Here is a 20,396-nt window from a genome sequence, read left to right on the forward strand (position 1 = left end):
TCAGTTCCCGTCCTGTCCTTCCGGCGCGGCGTACCGCGCCATCAGCGCGCGCTGCGCGCCATGCGCCTGCGGATCGGTCGCGCCCTTCGTTCGCTTGTAGTGCCCGTCGGCCATCAGGTCCCATGCGTCGCGGTCGTCGTGCAGGTAAGCCACGAGACACTCGTCGATGACCCGCTGCCGGAGCACCGGATCGTTCACAGGCCATGCCAGCTCGACCCGGCGCAGCATGTTGCGGTTCATCCAGTCGGCGCTGGACAGATACACCTGCTCTTGCTCGTCCAGGCGAAAGTAGAAGACGCGCGAATGCTCCAGGAAGCGGCCGATGATGGAACGCACACGGATGTTGTCCGTCACCCCCGGCACGCGCGCGGGCAGCATGCAGGCCCCGCGCACGATGAGGTCGATGCTCACGCCGCGCTGCCCTGCGCGAACCAGCGCGTGCATCAGCGGCTGGTCGGTCAGTGCGTTCATCTTGAGCACGATGCGCGCGGTCTTGCCCTGCGCTGCGCCTTCAGCCAGCAGGTCGATCTGCTCGATCAGCTTTCGGTGCAGGTGAAATGGCGCAAGCCACAACTGGTTCAGGCGCGGCAGACGGCTGTGGCTGGCCAGATGGACGAAAACGTTTTCGATATCGGCGGTGAGCCCGGTATCGGTCGTCAAAAAGCTGAGGTCGGTGTACAGCCGCGCCGTTCGCGGGTTGTAGTTGCCGGTTGAAAGATGCGCGTACCGCACCAGCCGCTTGCCTTCGCGCCGGGTCACCAGCAGCATCTTCGCGTGGGTCTTGAGGCCGACCACGCCATAGACAACCTGCGCGCCGATGGCCTCCAGGCTCTCGGCCCAGTTGATGTTGGCCTCTTCGTCAAAGCGCGCCTTCAGCTCCACGACCACAGTGACTTCCTTGCCGCGCCTCACGGCTTCGCGAAGCAGGTCCATCAGCTCCGACTCCGCGCCGGTGCGATAGATGGTCTGCTTGATGGCCAGCACCTGCGGGTCGCGCGCGGCTTCGGCAAGGAACCCGAGGACGCCATCGAAGCTTTCGAATGGCTGGTGAATCAGCACGTCGCTCTTTTGGATCTGCTCGAAGAACGACCGGCCCGGCTGCAGTTGCGCCGGAAAGGTCGGCCGGTAAGGTGGAAACAGCAGTTTCGGTTCATCCACCAGGTCGATGAGCTGCTGCATGCGCACCAGGTTCACCGGACCGGGCACGCGATACAGCGCGCCTTCGGGCAGGTGGAACTGCTGCAGCAAGAACGAGGACAGGTGTTCCGAGCACCCCGCCGACACTTCCAGGCGCACGGCCTGGCCGTAATTGCGATGCTGCAGGCCCAGCCGCAGGGCAGTGCGCAGATCGCGAACATCATCTTCATCGACTGCGAGGTCCGAGTGACGCGTCACGCGAAACTGCGAGAACTGCCCCACGCCCCGCCCTGCAAACAACAGGTCCAGGTGGGCGCGAATCACACTGGACAGCGAAACGAAAAGCGCCTTGCCGCCCGACACCTTCGCCGGCATGCGGATGAGCCGGGGCAGCACACGCGGCACCTTGACGATTGCAATGTCGTTCTCGCGCCCGAACGCATCCTTGCCGGACAGCTGCACGATGAAGTTGAGCGACTTGTTGGCAACCTGCGGGAATGGATGGGCCGGGTCCAGCCCCACGGGAATCAGCAGCGGCCTGACTTCGCGCTCGAAGTACTCGTGCACCCATGCCTTTTGCGACGCGGAACGGTCGCCATTGGAGACGATCTCGATTCCCTTTTTTGCGAACGCGGGCATCAGCTCTTCGTTGTAGAGCTTGTACTGGCGGTCCACCAGCGTGCGGGCCGCGCGCGCCAGGCCCTCGAACGACTGGACGGAATACTCACCCTTCACATCGCCGGCCTGCATGGCCGTGAGGTGCGGTGCCTTGCGAACCTCGAAGAACTCGTCGAGGTTGGAGGACACGATGCACAGGTAACGCAGTCGCTCCAGCAGGGGCACTTCCTTGCGGTGCGCCCAGTCGAGCACGCGCTCATTGAAGGCGAGGATGCTGTGGTCGCGGTCGAGGAACGCGACGCTAGGTGCAGGTTTCTGCGGATGCGGCGCTGGCGTTGCTTCTGGGGGCATGGGTGTGAGTGTGACGATTCGGTGACAGTGTGGGTCCATGCGATGACAATTTCGTGACAGGAATTTGACGCTGGGATATTGGACGCTGGGATGGCGGAGCCTGGTGCTGCCAGGCATTGACCAGGAAGGTTTCAAAAAGAAGTGCCGCATGTGCCCAGCCGAATTCGAGCGCCCGGGCCCGCGCTTCGTGGCGAGAAACGCCCATGGCGCCGAAGCAGGCCTGCTGCAGATCCTCATGCATGGCCCCGCCCAGGCTGCGGCCGGCGTCGTTCTTGCGGCCCAGCACGGTGAGCGGCCCATCCACCGGAAACGCAGCCACAGGCGTGCCGCAGGCCATCGCCTCCAGCATGACGAGGCCGAATGTGTCGGCATGGCTGGCAAACACGAACACATCGGCTGCGCCATAGATCCGGGCAAGCCGGTCGCGCGCCTGCAGGCCCAGCCAGCGCACCTGGGGAAATCGCTGCTGGAGCTGCGCCTGGACAGGCCCGACGCCGCAAACCACCTTGGTTCCTGGAAAGTCGGTTTCCAGGAATGCCTGGATATTCTTTTCGTACGACACCCGCCCCACATAAAGCAGGATGGGCCGCGGCATGCCCTGGAACTCTGCGATGTCCAGCGGCCGGGGCTGGAAGTCGAACAGGCGGGTGTCCACGCCATGCGTCCAGCCGCGCAGGTTTCGAAATCCCCGCGCCTGCAGCATTCGCAGCACGCTCTCGGTAGGCACCATCACACCCGATGAGGGCTTGTGAAAGTGACGCAGCAGCGCATAGCCCCATGACACCGGTAGCCGCAGGGCTGCATGGGCGATCTCTGGGAACTTGGTATGAAACGCGGTGGTGAAGGCGAGTTTGCGATCGATGCAGTACCTGCGTCCCGCCCAACCCAGCGGTCCCTCGGTGGAGATGTGGATGGCGTCGGGCGCAAACTCATCCATCCGCCGTGTCAGCTCACGTTTTGGCCGGATGGCCAGATCGATGCCCGCATATCCAGGGCATGGGCGGGTCGCGAACATGCCGGGCTCGATCACCAGCAGTTCGTGCCCTGCTTCGGTCATCTCGCGGCCCAGCTCGACCAGTGTCGTCACGACACCATTGACCTGCGGTTTCCAGGCGTCCGTGATCAGGGCGATCTTCATGCGGTCTCCTTTTCCAGGCGCTTTTGCGCACGGGTCGATGGCGCGATGCGCGGCGACCAGCTGATGATTTCGAGCCGGCCGTCGAAGTGCTCGACCAGCGCCGTGCGGCTTTCGACCCAGTCGCCGTCGTTGCAATACAAGGTGCCGTCAATCAGGCGCATTTCGGCGCGGTGGATATGGCCGCAGACCACGCCGTCATGGCCGCGCCTGCGCGCTTCGTGCGCGACGGCCTGCTCGAAATCGGTGACGTAGTTCATCGCTTTTTTCACCTTGTGCTTGAGATAGGCCGACAGCGACCAGTACGGCAGCCCCAGCCGGATGCGCAGGTGGTTCAGGTGGCGGTTCAGGCGCAGCGTGAATTCATAGAGGTTGTCGCCCACATGGGCCAGCCACTTCGCGCACTGCACCACACCATCGAAGTAATCGCCGTGGATCACCCACAGCTGGTGGCCGTCCGCTGTGACATGGACTGCCTCGCTGCGCACCTGGATACCGCCGAACTGGTGCCCCACGAACTGCCGCGCGAACTCGTCATGGTTGCCCGGCACAAACACGACGCGGCAACCCTTGCGCGCAGCGCGCAGCACCTTCTGGACCACATCGTTGTGGGCCTGCGGCCAGTACCAGCGCCTGCGCAACTGCCAGCCGTCAACGATGTCGCCGACCAGGTACAGGTTGTCGCAGCGGTGGTGCTTGAGGAAGTCCAGCAGCGCCTCGGCCTGGCAGCCGGGAGTGCCCAGGTGGATGTCGGAGATGAAGACGGTGCGCAGTCGCGTGTGCAATGGTGAGTCGTCGAGGTCGGCGTTGCCGCCGCCTGCACGCCCATCGATCAGCGATCCGAAGGCGTCCCAGGCGGCACGCATCTCAGGCTCCGTGAAAGTGGCGGCGATATCGGGACGGCAGGTCCGACACGCGCATCATCATCGGAAGATCGGCCGAATTGAAGTCCGGGTCCCAGGCCGGTGGGCCCAGCACCTTCGCACCCAGGCGCAGGTAACCCTTGATGAGCGCGGGCGGCTCGACGTTGAGGGAATCGTCCAGTCGCTCGATGGGCAGCGGCAGGCGCGGCAGCACGTGGTATTCGATGGGCGCGAGACTCGTCTGGCGCACCTGCCGCCAGATGCTCGCGGCCGCATCGCCGCTCACCACGCCGTTGTGCAGCATCGGAATGCTGGCGCAGCCGATCATCATGTCCAGCTTGTTGCGCGCCATGAACTCGGCCAGAGCACCCCACAGCGCGAGGATCACGCCGCCGTGCCGGTGGTCGCGGTGAACGCAGCTGCGGCCCAGTTCGACAAAGCGATCGCGCAGTCCGCGCAAGCGCGTGAGGTCGAATTCGGTATCGCTGTAGGTGCTGCCGGCACGCGTGGCCTGCGCCGGCGTCAGCACGCGATAAGTGCCGATGACTTCGAGCGATTCGGGGTCGCGCACCAGCAGGTGCTCGCAAAAATCATCGAAGAGGTCGGCGTCGTGGCCCTCGATCTTCGTCTCCAGCCTGGCGCCCATCTCCTGCGCAAAGACCTGGTACCTCAGGCGCTGCGCCTGACGGACTTCGTCCTGGTGACGAGCCCACGAAACCAGCGCAGCGCCGCGCCCGTTCGGGTGGGCAGTTTGTTCAGGGCGGTGAAGTGACCCCCGTGGCAGGGATACCGGTGACAGCGCAAATGTTGGATTCGGGAGTTCGTTCATCGAGGGTCTCCTTGGGTTTCTGGTGAGCCCGAGTCTGCAAACGATGGGTGACGCGTTTGTGGCAGTCGCGCGGCAGTTTGATGACAGCCGCCCGCAGGTTCAGGCAGCGCGCGAGTACCAGCGCGCAAGCGCCTGCTCGTGGTGCTGCGCCAGTGCCTGCCCCTGCGGCACCCAGCGCGAAGCAGACGCCGCAGCGCGCAATGAAAAATCCAGCAGGGCCAGGTGCCTTCGCAGCACACGCTCCTGCCGGTGCGCAATCAGCGGGTTGAAGATGCCGTGGCGCGAAAAGAGCTGGCGCGGGTTCTTGCGCACCCACAGCCACGAGCCCATCTCCAGCGTCAGCGGCAAGAACACATGGCCGGGATTTGCCGCCTGCGCCCGGATCACCAGGTGATCCCACAAGTCGCCGTGCGCGAGGTACTGCAGGCTCTGCGGCTCCATGACGTACTGGTGGTTCGGGTTGCTGCTCTCGAAGATTTCGTGGAGTGCATGCAACTGCCCGAGGCAATGGAAGGGCTGGCGGCGATGCGCCATCGGAAACCAAAGCCGGTCGCGCATGCCGAAGCCCGAGTGGCAATCCAGCGCCAGCGAGAACGCACGACCCGAGAGTTCGCGCTGCACCGTCGCACACATCGCCGTGCTCTCAGCTTCCATCGGCTGGCCCGCCCTGCCCCTGTACCACGGCAGCCCCGAGCTGATGCGCTGGCCGCCAATCAGGAAAGGCACCGGCTCGCTCGCCTCGACGGGCGCATTGCGCATCAGGTCCACGCCGTTGGGGTTGGCGCGCGTGCCGCGCAGCATGCCGCCCGGATTGACGATCGGCATGAACACCACACGCACGGCCGCAAGGATGTCATGCAGCGACGAATCCCATTCAAGCCGCCCCACCAGGCTGCGAAGCCACGCAATCAAAACCGAGGAGCCGATACGTTCAAGGCCGTGAACGCCGCCGAAGTAGCCAACGGCTGCCGGCGCATGCGGGTTGCCCAGCGTGACCAGATGCACCGGCAAGCTTGCACCGTGCGGTCCCTGCACCTCGCACGCGACCTCGACATCAATGCGCCCCCTTGCCAGCGCAATCACGCTGGCGAGTTCTTCGAGCTCGCTGATCCCGGCGCTGCCAGTCAGCGCAAGCCCCGCTCATTCATCCATGCCTGACGCAGCCGCCAGCGCTGCAGCGAAGCGAACTCGGCAAGGCCACGGATCGCAGCGACAACCAGGGCAGCGAGGTGAAGCGGACGTACTTTCATGAGGCCGCATCGTCACCTTGCTTTGTTGCAGGACGATGAAAGCCCCTGACTTGTGATTTAACAGTCCTGTCATCACTCCTTTCTACGCTCGCGGGTTGCTTCTTCACGCAAATCAAGTCATTCACACAACGCGCCCACAAGAAAGGCAACAGCCCATGAGCTCAGAAATCTCGCACCACGAAGAAAACTCCAACACCAGCGACAACCCGTCATTCAACGACGTGCTCGACGCACGCCTGTCACGCCGCGGCATGCTGCGCGTCGGCATGGGTAGCGCAGGCGCCGCGGTGCTTGCCACCTTGCCGTTGACCGGCTGTGGCGGCGGTGACGGCGATGCCGTCGCAGCTCCACCTGCAGCCGATCCGGCCCTGCGCCTGAGCTTCTCGCCAGTGGCCAAGAGCACCGCCGATGTGCTGTCCGTTCCGGCTGGCTATACCGCGACGGTGTTGTATGCCGTGGGCGATCCGCTGAACGCCGTGACGCCTGCCTACAAGAACGACGGCACCGACACCGACTTTGACAACCGCGCCGGCGATCACCACGACGGCATGGAGTACTTCGGCCTGAACGCAGCCGGCACCGCACGCGATGTCGCCGGCTCCGAGCGCGCCATTCTCGCGATGAACCACGAAGCGCTGACCGACCAGTTCCTGCACGCAGGTGGTGTCACGGCCAACCCGCGTCCTCCGGCAGAAGCCGACAAGGAAATTCCGGCACACGGCCTGTCGTTCGTCGAAGTGCGCAAGGTCAGCGGCAAGTTCGCCTACCAAAAGGATTCGGCCTACAACCGCCGCGTCACGCCATTCACGCCCATGCTGATCAACGGTCCGGCCCGTGGCAACGCGCTGATGAAGACGAAGTTCTCGGTGACCGGCAATGATTGCCGCGGCACCATCAACAACTGCGGCACGGGTTACACGCCCTGGGGCACGTTCCTGACCGGCGAAGAGAACTGGGCCGGCTACTTCACGCGCGGCGCGGCAGATGACGCAGCGCGCGGTGGCTCCACGGCAAAGAGCGTGGTCTCGCTTGTCCGCTACGGTCGCAACCAGGGCGCGGCCAGCCGTCACGGCTGGGAAACAGCTGGCGCTGGCGACAAGTACGCACGCTGGAACATCAGCAAGCTGGGCGTTTCGGCAGACGGCTCCGACGACTATCGCAATGAGCTCAACACCTTCGGCTACATGGTCGAAGTCGATGCCTATGACAAGACGCAGGCGATTCGCAAGCGCACGGCCCTGGGCCGTTTCGCGCACGAGAGCGGCGCGTTCGGCAAGCAGATCGTGGGCAAGCCGCTGGCCGTCTACATGGGCGACGACTCGCGCGGCGAATACATGTACAAGTTCGTGTCCGCTGCCAACTGGGTCGCAGCAGACGCCAACCCGGCCAACCGCATCACCACCGGCGACAAGTACCTGGACAACGGCAAGCTGTACGTCGCGAAGTTCAACGTCGATGGATCGGGCAACTGGATCGAGCTGGACATCGGCAACGCAGCGATCGCGGCTCATGCCACGTACGACTTTGCAGACCAGGCCGACGTGCTGGTGAATGCGCGTCTGGCAGCCGATGCTGTCGGCGCCACCAAGATGGATCGCCCCGAGTGGTGCGCCGTGCATCCGGTCACCGGCGAGGTGTACTACACGCTCACCAACAACAGCAACCGCAAGATCGATCCGAGCGGCAGCAGTCAGCAAGGCGTTGATGCAGCCAACCCGCGCGCCTACACCGACGCGCCAACGGCAGCATCGGCACCTGGCAACATCAACGGCCACATCATCCGCATGAAGGAAAACGCGGGCGAGCCGGCCGCCGTGGCCTTCACCTGGGACGTGTACCTCTTTGGCGCGCAGTCCGATGCAGACACGTCCAGGGTCAACCTCTCGTCACTGACGGCGGACCAGGACTTCTCCAGCCCTGATGGCTTGTGGTTCAGCCCCAAGACGGGCCTGTGCTTCATCCAGACCGATGACGGCGCCTACACCGATGTCACCAACTGCATGATGCTGATCGGCAAGGCCGGACAGGTCGGCGATGGTGTGGCGCAGAACATCAACTACACCAAGGCCGACGGCAGCGCGCTGGTCGTGACAACGCGCATCGGCGCCAAGCCCACGCCCGATACGCTGCGCCGCTTCCTGGTGGGACCGAAGGACTGCGAAATCACCGGCATCGTCGAGTCGCCGGACGGCAAGGCGATCTTCGTGAACATCCAGCATCCGGGCGAGACGATCAGCAAGGCCAACATTGCCGATCCGACCAAGTACCTGAGCCACTGGCCGGGCAATGCCGGTTACGGCGCTGGTGGTGCGGCGGCGCGTCCGCGTTCGGCCACGGTGGTGATCACCCGGAACGACGGTGGGTTGATCGGTGCTGACGGCACTGCGGTGTTGAACAACTACTGATCTGGGATGTCATGCCGGACTTGATCCGGCATCCACCGCGTAGCGGCTACGGCCGTCGAATACATGGATTGCGGGTCGAGCCCGCAATGACAGCCAGACGTCAAACCGGCGCAAGCGGCACATGAGGCAAAGCGGGGAGCAACACTTCAACCGTGTCCCCCGCCTTCACCTCGCCGCCCGCTATCACCACCCCCATCACCCCCGCCTTGCGCACGAGCTCGCCGCGTTCACCCTGGCCCAGCACGGCTTGCATCAATCCGCGCTGGAACTTGTCGATTTGCGAACACGGATTGCGCAAGCCGGTGACTTCGACGACGGCATCTTTGCCGATTCGCAAACGGGCACCTGTCGGAAGCGCCAGCAGATCGACGCCGCGCGTCGTGATGTTCTCGCCCATGTCGCCGGGCCAGACCGCGTGATCGACGGCCATCAACTCATCGAACAGCTCTGCGTGAATCAGGTGCACCTGCCGCAAATTGGGCGCGTGAGGATCGCGCTTGACGCGTGATCGGTGCTTGACCGTTTGGCCGGCGTGCGCATCGCCCCGCACGCCAAGCCCTGCGACCAGTTCGATGGAATCTGCAGCGAATTTGCTGAAACTGTGCGCGGCGCTCGAATGCACAGCGACAACGCTTGCCTGCCCCATCAGCCTTCCTTTACCGCTCGAACCAGGCGCTCGGCCGTTGACTGCGCGACCGTGGCATCGCGCGCCTCGACCATGATCCGCAGCAAGGGCTCTGTGCCGCTCGCGCGAATAAGGACGCGCCCCGTGCCTTCGAGTTCAGCCTCTGCACGCCGGGTCTCGCGCGCGAGGGCCTCGCTTTTTTTCCAGTCCTGTCCGGGCGCGAGCCGCACGTTGAGCAGCGTCTGCGGAAAGAGCTGAACATCCTGCAGCAATTGCGCAAGCGTCTTGCCGCTGCGCACCACGGCCTGCAACACCTGCAACGCGCTGATCAGGCCGTCGCCCGTGGTGTGCCTGTCGAGTGCGAGCAGGTGGCCGGAGCCCTCACCGCCCAGCAGCCAGCCGCGCGCATGCAGTTCTTCCAGCACATAGCGGTCGCCGACCTTGGCGCGAACGAACTCCACACCGCGCTTGTTCAAGGCGACTTCGACCGCCATGTTCGTCATCAGGGTGCCCACGACGCCGGGCACCGGTTCACCGCGATCCAGGCGCTCGACAGCCATCAGGTAAACCAGCTCGTCGCCGTTATAGAGACGACCGTCGGCATCCACCAGCTGGAGCCGGTCGGCATCGCCGTCGAGCGCGACGCCAAAGTGCGCCTTGCTCGCCTTGACCTGCGCGACCAGCGCCTCTGGATGGGTCGCACCCACGTTGTCATTGATGTTCAAGCCATCGGGCGAACAACCGATGCACACGACCTCGGCGCCCAGTTCATGGAACACCTTGGGTGCGATGTGATAGGCAGCGCCGTGCGCCGCATCGACCGCAATCGTCATGCCGCGCAAGGTGAGGTCGCTCGCAAACGTGCTCTTGCAAAACTCGATGTAGCGTCCGGCTGCATCATCGAGCCGCTTGGTCTTGCCCAGGTTGGGCGAGTCGGCCCAGACCGGCGGCTCGTCCAGCGCGGCTTCTACTGCAAGCTCCCATTCATCGGGCAGCTTCGTGCCTTTGGCACTGAAAAACTTGATGCCGTTGTCGGGGAACGCGTTGTGGCTCGCGCTGATCACCACGCCCAGACTCGCGCGTTGCGCGCGCGTGAGATACGCGACGCCTGGCGTCGGCAATGGCCCGAGCAACACGACATCGACGCCTGCCGAATTGAAGCCGGACTCCAGCGCGCTCTCCAGCATGTAGCCGGAGATGCGGGTGTCCTTGCCTATCAGCACCGTCGGGCGGTTCTCGGTTCTCTTGAGCACACGACCCACGGCATGCGCCAGCCTCAACACGAAGTCCGGTGTGATCGGCGCCTGGCCCACCGTGCCTCGAATGCCATCGGTGCCGAAATACTTTCTGCTCATCAGGGTGTCTCCGTGTTCTCTTTGTCAGCCGGCGTCAGCCGGTCTTGCTCACTCTTCAACGCGCGCAGCACCTGGAGCGCCGCCAGCGTTTCCTTGACGTCATGCACTCGCACAACACGCGCCCCCCGATCGACCGCAAGCACCGCCGCGGCAATGCTGGGAGCGAGCCGCTCGTTCAGCGGCAGCCCCGTGACGGTACCCAGCGACGACTTGCGCGACCAGCCCGCGAGCAGGGGGTAGCCCTCTTCCATCAATTCGTTCTGGCGGGCGAGCAAGGCAAAGTTCTGCTCCACCGTCTTGCCAAAGCCAATGCCGGCGTCCCACATGATGCGACTGCGCCGCACGCCGGCCTCCAGCAACCTTCGGGACGCTGCTTCCAGGAAAGCTCTGACCTGGGGGACGGCATCGCCTCCCATGGGAGAGCGTTGCATCGTGCGCGGCTCGCCGTGCATGTGCATCAGGCAGATACCGCAGCTGGCGTGGGCCGCAACGGCGGCCACCGCACGCGGTTGGCGCAGCGCCCAGATGTCATTGATGATGTCCGCGCCCAGGGCCAGCGCCTCGCGCATCACTTCCGGCTTGTAGGTATCGACCGAGACCGGCACACCCAGCTCGACCGCTTCGCGCAAGACCGGCCGCAGCCGGGTCAGCTCTTCTTCCAGTGAGACGGGCGGGGTGCCGGGGCGGCTCGATTCGCCACCGATGTCCAGGATGTGCGCGCCTTCCGCCACCAGCTGCTCGCAGTGCGCCAGGGCAGCCCGGGTCGTCGCATAACGCCCTCCATCCGAAAACGAATCGGGCGTGACGTTGACGATGCCCATCACACGCGGTTGCGTGAGGTCAATGAGGTAGCGGGAGGTTTGCCATTGCATGGCCGCGATTTTGCCGTCAGTCCTCATGGAAAAAGGGGCCGTGAGGCCCCTTTTCTTCTGGATGCATGTGAATCAGGCTGTGGTCGGCGCCGGGTCGGCAACCGGCGATCCGCCCGAATCCCCGCTGCCGCTGCTGCCTGGGGGCTGCGTGCGTGGGGTCCAATCCTTGGGAGGACGTGGCACCTTGCCTGCCATGATGTCGTCGAGCTGTTCGCGGCCGATGGTTTCCCACTCCAGCAGAGCCTTGGTGATGGCCTCGACCTTGTCGCGATTGGTCTCGATGATGCGGCGCGCCATGGCGTACTGCTCATCAATGATGCGGCGCACTTCCGAGTCGACCTTTTGCATCGTCGACTCGCTGATGTTCGTGGTCTTGGTGACCGAACGGCCCAGGAACACTTCGCCTTCATTGTCTGCATAGACCATCGGGCCCATCAGGTCGGACATGCCATAGCGCATGACCATGTCGCGTGCGATGGAGGTCGCGCGCTCGAAGTCGTTGCTGGCACCGGTGGTCATCTGGTTCATGAACACTTCTTCGGCGATACGCCCGCCGAAGAGGCTGGCGATATTTGCCAGCATGAATTCCTTGTCCTGCGAATGACGGTCTTTCTCGGGCAGGTAGAAGGTGACGCCCAGTGCCCGGCCGCGCGGCATGATCGTGACCTTGTGCACCGGGTCATGCTTGGGCATGTTGAGCATGACGATGGCGTGACCCGCCTCGTGGTAGGCCGTGTTCTTGAGCTCTTCGGCGTCCATCACCGCGCTCTTGCGCTCCGGGCCCATGAAGATCTTGTCCTTGGCCTTTTCGAAGTCCTGCATTTCCACCACGCGCGCATTGCGGCGTGCGGCCATGAGAGCTGCTTCGTTGCACAGGTTCGCCAGATCGGCGCCGGACATGCCAGGCGTGCCACGCGCAATGACGTTGGGGTTCACGTCCTGGCCGATCGGGATCTTGCGCATGTGCACGTTCAGGATCTGCTCACGACCGCGAATGTCGGGCAACTGCACATACACCTGGCGGTCGAAGCGGCCGGGACGCAGCAGCGCTGCATCAAGGATGTCGGGGCGGTTGGTCGCAGCGACCACGATCACGCCGAGGTTGGTTTCGAAACCATCCATCTCGACCAGCATCTGGTTGAGGGTCTGCTCACGCTCGTCGTTGCCGCCACCCAGGCCTGCGCCACGCTGGCGGCCGACCGCGTCGATTTCGTCGATGAAGATGATACAGGGTGCGTTCTTCTTGGCGTTCTCGAACATGTCACGAACACGGGCCGCGCCCACGCCGACGAACATTTCAACGAAATCAGAGCCGGAGATGGAGAAGAACGGAACCTTGGCCTCGCCGGCGATGCCCTTGGCCAGCAGCGTCTTGCCGGTGCCGGGAGGTCCGACCAGCAGCAGGCCGCGCGGGATGCGTCCGCCGAGCTTCTGGAATTTTTGCGGATCTTTCAGGAAGTCCACGACTTCCTTGACTTCTTCCTTGGCCTCGTCGCAGCCAGCCACGTCAGCGAAGGTGACCTGGTTGTTGTTCTCGTCGAGCATGCGTGCCTTGCTCTTGCCGAAGCTGAACGCACCGCCCTTGCCGCCGCCCTGCATCTGGCGCATGAAGTAGATCCAGACGCCGATGAGCAGGAGCATCGGGCCCCAGCTGACCAGCAGTGTCATGAGGAGCGAACCTTCTTCGCGTGGCTTGACGTCGAACTTGACCTTGTTGCTCACCAGGTCGCCGACCAGGCCGCGGTCGAGGTAGGTGGCTGTCGTGCGGACCTTGCGGTCGTCTTGCGTGACGGCGACGATTTCGGTGCCGCCCTGCCCGCCTTCCTGGATCACGGCGGTCTTGACACGGCCGTTACGCACTTCTTCCAGAAAATCGGAGTAGCCAATGACCGTTGCGCCTGCCGCGCCTCGCGTGTCGAACTGCTTGAAGACGGTAAAGAGCACGAGGGCTATGACAAGCCACACGGCGATTTTCGAGAACCACTGATTATTCAACTGCGTCTCCGGAAAGAGTTCTGCACTAGTTGCTGACCATTCTAGGCGTTTCAAGCCTGTGACTGATGTATTTTCGCTACGGACGAGTCAGGCGAAAGGCCTTTACTCCGCAGGGTCTGCGCGGCCGACTTTTTCGGGCTTCAGGCCCATGCCAATGACAAAAGTTTCGGATGACTTGTCGCGCGATGCCTTGGGTTTTAGAGGCTTGACCACCCGGAAAGTTTCCTTGAAGGTCTTGACAAGCTGGCTATACCCGCTGCCATGAAACATCTTGGTCACCAGGGCGCCCTCGGGCTTCATGTGGGCCTGGCTGAAATCGATGGCCAGCTCGATCAGGTGGGCCATCCGCGCGGCGTCGGCCGATTCGATGCCTGACAGGTTGGGCGCCATGTCGGAGATGACCACATCGGCCTTGCGCCCCTGCAGGGCCTGGGCGACCCGGGCCAGCACATCCGGCTCGCGAAAGTCGCCCTGGATGAAGGTCACGCCCTCGATCGGCTCCATGGGCAGGATGTCCATGGCAATGATCGTGCCGTTGAGTTCTCCGGCAGCCGCGCCCCCCGGCGAAAACTTGCGCCGCACGTACTGGCTCCAGGCGCCGGGGGCCGAGCCGAGGTCCACGACCAGGTAGCCGGGCTTGATCAGGCCCAGCTGCTCATCAATCTCCTTGAGCTTGTACGCAGCGCGCGCGCGATAGCCCTCCTTGGTCGCCATCTTGACGTAAGGATCGTTCATGTGGTCGTTGAGCCATGCCCTGTTGACCTTGCCACTCTTGCTTTTTTTCATCTGTCCAATCTCATCCGGGGATAATACGGCCCCATGCCCGCACTGAAGTTGACCATCGCCGAACGCAAAGCGCACCGCGCCGAAGCGCATCACCTCGCCCCCGTTGTCATGATCGGCAACGACGGCCTCACCCCGGCGATCAAGAAAGAAACCGATGCGGCGCTCAACGCCCACGGCCTCATCAAGATCCGCGTCCTGGGTGATGACCGCACGACCCGGGAATCCATCTACAACGAACTCTGCGAAGAGCTCGAAGCTGCACCCATCCAGCACATCGGCAAGCTACTCGTCCTCTGGCGGCCCAAGGTCGACAAGGAAAAGACCGTCGACGAAGAACGCAAGGGCGGCGCCGCCCCGCGCGAATTCAAGGTGCTGAAATACAGCAAGCGCGGCGGCCAGCGGCCGGAAGTCAAGACGCTGCGCGTCCTGGGCAACCAGCGCCTGACGTCCGGCGGGCAGGTACGCCGCGCCAAACCGCCCAAGCAGAAGTCGATCAAGAAGGGTCGGCAGACTTGAAACCCGAATGCATGGATGCCGGATCAAGTCCGGCAGACAGCCGATAAAAGGTTGTCATTGCGGACTTGATCCGCAATCCATGCAGCGCGTGATCAAGCGCCACTTCCGCTTCGCGGTGGATCCCGGGTCAAGCCCGGGATGACAGCCGCAAGGCCTTCCACATCACGACCCCTGCGCAAACCCACTGCGCAAAATACATCGCACTCCCCACGGAGTGCCATACCTTCAAATTCTCCCGCGCCATGATGCGAGGCGCGACAGCGAACTCCACCAGCAGCGCCAGCAGCAAGCCGGCGAACACAAACAGCAGCGCCCCATCGGCCCAGCCCATCGGTGAACCCTCGGTGCTGGCGCGCGCTGCCATCATCACGACGAGACCGCACGCGAGCGAGACCCACATCTGCGCCGCGAAAAGCTTCGCCGCCATCCGGCCCGCATCGGCGGGTGTCGGCAGATGCGCAAAGAGCATCGGGACGACCAGGAAGCCGACGGTAGTGAGGCTTCCCCACCAGAGCACTGCCGCCAGCAGCCCGGTGCGCTGCTTCCAGGCTGAATTCATGAGGTCAGCGCGTCACAGGTAATGGACGCGGACAATCTCGAAGCGCCGCACGCCACCGGGCGCTTCGACGATCGCGGTGTCGCCCTCTTCCTTGCCAATCATGGCGCGGGCGATAGGGCTGGAGATGTTGACGAGGCCCAGCTTCAGATCGGCTTCGTCTTCGCCCACGATCTGGTAGCGGACCTTCTCGCCCGACTGCTCGTCTTCCAGGTCGACGGTCGCGCCGAACACGACACGGCCGCTGATTTCGAGCGAAGTCGGATCAATGATCTGCGCGGCGGCCAGCTTGCTGTCGATTTCCTTGATGCGGCCTTCGATGAAGCCCTGCCTGTCCTTGGCTGCTTCGTATTCGGCGTTCTCGGACAGGTCGCCCTGCGCGCGCGCTTCAGCGATGGCATTGATCACCCAGGGGCGATCCACGGTCTTGAGCTTGTGCAGCTCGGCTTTGAGCTTTTCGGCGCCGCGCTTGGTGATGGGAATGGTGGCCACTTTGAAACTCCAGGTTCTTCTAAAAACGCAATCAGGTCAGGCCAGTTGCGCGTGCAATTCCTGCAGGGAAACGACCCCGAGGTCGTCCATGTATTTCATGCCCTCGACGGCCGCTTCCGCGCCGAAGATGGTGGTGAATGTCGTCACCCGGGCCAGCAGCGAAGACGTGCGGATCGCGCGTGAATCGGCGATCGCATTGCGCCGCTCTTCCACGGTGTTGATCACCATCACGATCTGGTTGTTCTTGATCATGTCCACGACGTGCGGGCGGCCTTCGGTGACCTTGTTGACGGTCTCGCAGGGGATGCCCGCAGCATTGATCGCGGCCGACGTGCCCTTGGTTGCGACCAGCTCGAAGCCCTGCGCAGCCAGCTGGCGCGCCACTTCGACGGCGCGCGGCTTGTCGCTGTTCTTCACGGTCAGGAAGATCTTCTTCACGGCGTCCGTCGGCCTGGGCAGCTTGGTGCCTGCACCCAGCTGGCTCTTGACGAAGGCCTCGCCGAACGTCTTTCCAACGCCCATCACTTCGCCGGTGGACTTCATTTCCGGGCCGAGGATGGTGTCCACGCCAGGGAATTTCACGAAGGGGAACACGGCCTCCTTCACGCTGAAGTACGGCGGCGTGACCTCCTTGTCGATGCCTTGCGAAGCCAGCGATTGCCCGACCATGCAGCGCGCCGCGACTTTGGCCAGCTGGATGCCGGTGGCCTTGCTCACGAATGGCACGGTGCGGGACGCTCGCGGGTTGACTTCGAGCACGTAGATCACGTCCTTGCCGCCCACTTCCTGGATCGCGAATTGCACGTTCATCAGGCCAACCACGTTGAGCGCGTCGGCCATCGCCGAGGTCTGGCGCTTGATCTCGTCGATCGTGGGTTGCGAGAGGTAGTACGGCGGCAGCGAGCAGGCGGAGTCACCGCTGTGCACACCGGCCTGTTCAATGTGTTCCATCACGCCGCCGATAAACGTACGGCCGGTGGGGTCGCGCAGGCAATCGACATCGCACTCGATCGCGTCATTGAGGAAGCGGTCGAGCAGCACCGGCGAATCGTGCGAGACCTTCACGGCTTCGCGCATGTAGCGCTCGAGGTCGCGCTGCTCATGCACGATTTCCATCGCGCGTCCGCCGAGCACGTAGCTTGGACGCACGACCAGCGGATAACCGAGTGCAGATGCTTTCTCCAGCGCTTCAGCTTCGGTACGCGCGGTGGCGTTGGCCGGCTGGCGCAGGTTGAGCGAATGCAGCAGCTTCTGGAAGCGTTCGCGGTCTTCGGCCGCATCGATCATGTCGGGGCTGGTGCCGATGATGGGCACACCCTCGGCCTCCAGGCCCAGCGCGAGCTTGAGCGGCGTCTGGCCGCCGTACTGCACGATCACGCCGAGCGGCTTTTCCTTGTCGACAATTTCAAGCACATCTTCCAGCGTCAGCGGCTCGAAGTACAGGCGGTCGGAGGTGTCGTAGTCGGTGGACACCGTCTCGGGATTGCAGTTGACCATGATGGTCTCGTAACCGTCTTCGCGCATCGCCAATGCTGCATGCACGCAGCAGTAATCGAACTCGATGCCCTGCCCGATGCGGTTGGGCCCGCCGCCCAGCACCATGATCTTCTTGCGATCGGTCGGGTCCGATTCGCATTCGGGCACGCCACCATACGTGGCGGATTCGTACGTCGAATACATGTAGGCCGTGTCGGTCGCGAATTCGGCGGCGCAGGTATCAACCCGCTTGTAAACCGGACGCACACCGAGCGCGCGACGCTTCTCGCGGATCACCTTGTCGGTGGTCTTGAGCTGGCGCGCGAGACGCCTGTCGGAAAAGCCCTTTTGCTTGAGCATGGTGAGCGTTGCAGCGTCGATCTGGTCGAGCGACATCTTCTCGAGTTCCAGCTCGATCTTGACGATCTCCTCGATCTGCACGAGGAACCAGCGGTCGATCTTCGTGAGGTCGAACACCTCATCGACGGTGAGGCCCTGCGCGAACGCATCGCCGACATACCAGATGCGCTCGGGACCCGGCTCGCCGAGTTCCTTTTCGAGCACTTCACGGTCCTGTGTCTTTTCGTTCAGGCCGTCGACGCCGACTTCGAGTCCGCGCAATGCCTTCTGGAACGATTCCTGGAAGGTGCGGCCCATCGCCATCACCTCGCCCACCGACTTCATCTGCGTGGTGAGACGTGAATCGGCCATCGGGAATTTCTCGAAGGCAAAACGGGGAATCTTGGTGACCACGTAATCGATGCTCGGCTCGAAACTCGCGGGTGTTGCGCCGCCGGTGATTTCGTTGCGCAACTCGTCGAGCGTGTAGCCGATGGCCAGCTTGGCGGCGACCTTGGCGATCGGGAAACCGGTGGCCTTGGATGCCAGCGCCGAAGAGCGCGACACACGCGGGTTCATCTCGATCACGACCATCCGCCCGTCGTCGGGGTTGATCGCGAATTGCACGTTGGAGCCGCCGGTGTCCACACCGATCTCGCGCAGCACCGCAATGGATGCGTTGCGCATGATCTGGTATTCCTTGTCGGTCAGCGTCTGCGCGGGCGCAACCGTGATCGAGTCACCGGTGTGCACGCCCATCGGGTCGAGGTTCTCGATCGAGCAGATGATGATGCAGTTGTCGGCCTTGTCGCGCACGACCTCCATCTCGAACTCTTTCCAGCCGAGCAGCGACTCTTCGATGAGCAGCTCGCTGGTGGGTGATGCTTCAAGTCCGCGCTTGCAGATGATCTCGAATTCTTCCGGGTTGTAGGCGATGCCGCCGCCGGTGCCGCCTAGCGTGAAGCTGGGGCGTATGACGGTAGGAAAGCCCACGGTCTTCTGCACGGCCCAGGCTTCATCAATCGAATGCGCAATACCGGAGCGGGCCGAGCCCAATCCGATCTTGGTCATCGCTTCCTTGAACTTCTGGCGATCTTCGGCCTTGTCGATGGCCTCGGGCGTGGCGCCGATCAGCTCGACCTTGTATTTTTCGAGCACGCCGTGGTGCCACAGGTCGAGCGCGCAGTTGAGCGCGGTCTGTCCGCCCATCGTCGGCAGGATCGCATCCGGGCGCTCCTTGGCGATGATCTTTTCCACCGTCTGCCAGGTGATCGGCTCGATGTAGGTCACGTCGGCCGTGGCCGGGTCGGTCATGATCGTCGCCGGGTTGCTGTTGATGAGGATGACCTTGTAGCCCTCCTCGCGCAACGCCTTGCAGGCCTGCACGCCCGAGTAATCGAACTCGCACGCCTGGCCGATGATGATGGGGCCGGCCCCGATGATGAGGACGCTCTTGATGTCTGTACGCTTTGGCATTTACTTGTTGGCTCCTGCCTTGTCTGTGGCGGCACTCATGAGACCGATGAAGCGATCAAAGAGATAGGCGATGTCGTGCGGGCCGGGCGATGCTTCCGGGTGGCCCTGGAAGCAGAACGCCGGCTTGTCGGTGCGGGCCAGGCCCTGCAGCGTTCCGTCGAACAGGCTGATGTGCGTGGCGCGCAAATTGGCGGGCAAGGTCTTTTCGTCCACGGCGAAACCGTGGTTCTGGCTGGTGATGCTCACGCGACCGTCGTCCAGATCCTTGACCGGATGGTTGGCGCCGTGGTGGCCGAACTTCATCTTGAAGGTCTTCGCGCCGGAGGCCAGCGCCATGATCTGGTGGCCCAGGCAAATGCCGAAGGTCGGGTATCCGGCTTCGATCAGGTCGCGCGTGGCTTCGATCGCGTAGTCGCAGGGCTCGGGGTCGCCGGGCCCGTTGGAGAGAAAGACGCCATCGGGGTCGAGCTTGCGCACTTGCGACGCTGGCGTCTTCGCGGGCACCACGGTGACCTTGCAGCCGCGCTGGGCCAGCATGCGCAGGATGTTTTTCTTTACGCCGTAGTCGAATGCGACCACGTGGTACTTCGGCGAATCTTGCGTGCCGTAGCCCGTGCCGAGTTGCCACTCGGTTTGTTTCCAGTCGTAGGCATCCTGGACCGACACGACCTGCGCGAGATCGAGCCCGCTCATGTTCGGCGCACTTCGCGCGGCAGCAATCGCCTTGTCGACGGTGGCCGGCGTGACTTCTGCGCCGATTGCAAGACCCACGATCGCGCCGTTTTGCGCGCCCTTGGTTCGCAGCATGCGGGTGAGCTTGCGTGTATCGATGTTGGCAATGGCGACGGTGTTCTGCGCGCGCAGGTAGTCGGACAGGGTCTGGGTGGACCTGAAGTTGGATGCGATGAGGGGCAGGTCGCGAATGATGAGGCCCGCGGCATGGACCTTGGCGGCTTCGACGTCTTCCTCGTTGATGCCGTAGTTGCCGATGTGCGGATACGTGAGCGTCACGATCTGCTGGCAGTAACTCGGGTCTGTGAGGATTTCCTGGTAACCGGTGATGGCCGTGTTGAACACGACTTCGCCGGTGGTGGTGCCGGTGGCACCAATCGATTTACCGATAAAGACCGTGCCGTCGGCAAGCGCCAGAAGGGCGGGTGCCGTCCGAGCCTCAATCGCCAGGATGGCGTGAGGGGCGGTTCCCTGTTGAGACAAAAGCACTGGGTTCTCCGAATGATTACGGGTACGCCCAGGTTCAAGTGCGACGAGAAAACTACTTCTGCGTTGCGACCCGCGAAAGTGTGTTTCGCGAGTGAACTC

Annotated in this window: 17 protein-coding genes; 2 read left to right on the forward strand and 15 right to left on the reverse strand. The window is 63.4% G+C overall.

The features are described 5' to 3' along the window. The 6 genes from ppk1 to AQ12_RS23400 all read right to left on the reverse strand — a co-directional run bounded on the left by ppk1 (position 1) and on the right by AQ12_RS23400 (position 6,183). A complete protein-coding gene (gene ppk1 / locus AQ12_RS04660; RefSeq protein WP_048438680.1) occupies positions 1-2,106 on the reverse strand; it encodes a polyphosphate kinase 1 in 2,106 nt (701 codons plus the stop codon). Next, positions 2,057-3,244 carry a glycosyltransferase family 1 protein gene (locus AQ12_RS04665; protein ID WP_082151407.1) on the reverse strand — a complete coding sequence of 396 codons (1,188 nt, stop codon included), beginning with the start codon at positions 3,242-3,244 and terminating at the stop codon, positions 2,057-2,059. Before AQ12_RS04665 ends, ppk1 begins: the two co-directional genes overlap by 50 nt. Continuing rightward, on the reverse strand, positions 3,241-4,107 hold the full coding sequence (locus tag AQ12_RS04670; RefSeq protein WP_048438681.1) for a UDP-2,3-diacylglucosamine diphosphatase: 867 nt from the start codon (positions 4,105-4,107) through the stop codon (positions 3,241-3,243). Before AQ12_RS04670 ends, AQ12_RS04665 begins: the two co-directional genes overlap by 4 nt. 1 nt (position 4,108) lies before the next feature. Continuing rightward, a complete protein-coding gene (locus AQ12_RS04675; protein WP_048438682.1) occupies positions 4,109-4,933 on the reverse strand; it encodes a GNAT family N-acetyltransferase in 825 nt (274 codons plus the stop codon). A 99-nt stretch (positions 4,934-5,032) separates the two neighbouring features. After that, positions 5,033-6,016: a DUF2817 domain-containing protein gene (locus tag AQ12_RS04680; RefSeq protein WP_369798964.1), complete on the reverse strand. Its 984-nt coding sequence runs from the start codon at positions 6,014-6,016 to the stop codon at positions 5,033-5,035. 41 nt (positions 6,017-6,057) lie between these two features. Then, positions 6,058-6,183, reverse strand: a complete 126-nt coding sequence (locus tag AQ12_RS23400; protein ID WP_255352444.1) for a hypothetical protein — start codon at positions 6,181-6,183, stop codon at positions 6,058-6,060. Between the two features lie 155 nt (positions 6,184-6,338). Between AQ12_RS23400 and AQ12_RS04685 the strand changes: the two genes are divergently transcribed. After that, positions 6,339-8,588, forward strand: a complete 2,250-nt coding sequence (locus AQ12_RS04685) for a PhoX family phosphatase (RefSeq protein WP_048438684.1) — start codon at positions 6,339-6,341, stop codon at positions 8,586-8,588. Positions 8,589-8,688: 100 nt separating this feature from the next. Here the strand turns inward: AQ12_RS04685 and AQ12_RS04690 are convergent, their stop codons facing one another. The 5 genes from AQ12_RS04690 to AQ12_RS04710 form a co-directional block, all read right to left on the reverse strand. Then, complete coding sequence (locus AQ12_RS04690; protein ID WP_048438685.1) at positions 8,689-9,234, reverse strand: MOSC domain-containing protein; 546 nt, start codon at positions 9,232-9,234, stop codon at positions 8,689-8,691. Continuing rightward, a complete protein-coding gene (gene glmM / locus AQ12_RS04695) occupies positions 9,234-10,568 on the reverse strand; it encodes a phosphoglucosamine mutase (protein ID WP_048438686.1) in 1,335 nt (444 codons plus the stop codon). Before glmM ends, AQ12_RS04690 begins: the two co-directional genes overlap by 1 nt. Then, the gene (folP, locus tag AQ12_RS04700) at positions 10,568-11,440 is read right to left on the reverse strand and encodes a dihydropteroate synthase (protein ID WP_048438754.1); all 873 of its coding nucleotides are present in this window, start codon (positions 11,438-11,440) and stop codon (positions 10,568-10,570) included. The genes glmM and folP overlap by 1 nt, the downstream gene beginning before the upstream one ends. 72 nt (positions 11,441-11,512) lie before the next feature. Then, complete coding sequence (gene ftsH, locus AQ12_RS04705; protein WP_048438687.1) at positions 11,513-13,435, reverse strand: ATP-dependent zinc metalloprotease FtsH; 1,923 nt, start codon at positions 13,433-13,435, stop codon at positions 11,513-11,515. A 102-nt stretch (positions 13,436-13,537) separates the two neighbouring features. Continuing rightward, complete coding sequence (locus AQ12_RS04710; protein ID WP_048438688.1) at positions 13,538-14,221, reverse strand: RlmE family RNA methyltransferase; 684 nt, start codon at positions 14,219-14,221, stop codon at positions 13,538-13,540. Positions 14,222-14,254: 33 nt separating this feature from the next. Between AQ12_RS04710 and AQ12_RS04715 the strand changes: the two genes are divergently transcribed. Next, positions 14,255-14,737: a YhbY family RNA-binding protein gene (locus AQ12_RS04715; protein WP_048438689.1), complete on the forward strand. Its 483-nt coding sequence runs from the start codon at positions 14,255-14,257 to the stop codon at positions 14,735-14,737. Between the two features lie 127 nt (positions 14,738-14,864). Here the strand turns inward: AQ12_RS04715 and AQ12_RS04720 are convergent, their stop codons facing one another. The 4 genes from AQ12_RS04720 to carA are packed head-to-tail and all read right to left on the reverse strand — an operon-like array spanning position 14,865 to position 20,258. Next, positions 14,865-15,296 (reverse strand): DUF4149 domain-containing protein, encoded by a 432-nt coding sequence (locus AQ12_RS04720; RefSeq protein ID WP_048438690.1) that lies wholly within the window; start codon positions 15,294-15,296, stop codon positions 14,865-14,867. Between the two features lie 12 nt (positions 15,297-15,308). Continuing rightward, positions 15,309-15,785 carry a transcription elongation factor GreA gene (gene greA / locus AQ12_RS04725; RefSeq protein ID WP_048438691.1) on the reverse strand — a complete coding sequence of 159 codons (477 nt, stop codon included), beginning with the start codon at positions 15,783-15,785 and terminating at the stop codon, positions 15,309-15,311. A 36-nt stretch (positions 15,786-15,821) separates the two neighbouring features. Beyond that, entirely contained in the window at positions 15,822-19,076 is a 3,255-nt protein-coding gene (gene carB, locus AQ12_RS04730; protein WP_048438692.1) for a carbamoyl-phosphate synthase large subunit, read from the reverse strand. Beyond that, complete coding sequence (gene carA / locus AQ12_RS04735; protein ID WP_048438755.1) at positions 19,077-20,258, reverse strand: glutamine-hydrolyzing carbamoyl-phosphate synthase small subunit; 1,182 nt, start codon at positions 20,256-20,258, stop codon at positions 19,077-19,079. Between the last annotated feature and the right edge of the window lie 138 nt (positions 20,259-20,396).

Source organism: Caenimonas sp. SL110 (genome assembly GCF_001044395.1).
Classification (GTDB): domain Bacteria; phylum Pseudomonadota; class Gammaproteobacteria; order Burkholderiales; family Burkholderiaceae_C; genus Ramlibacter.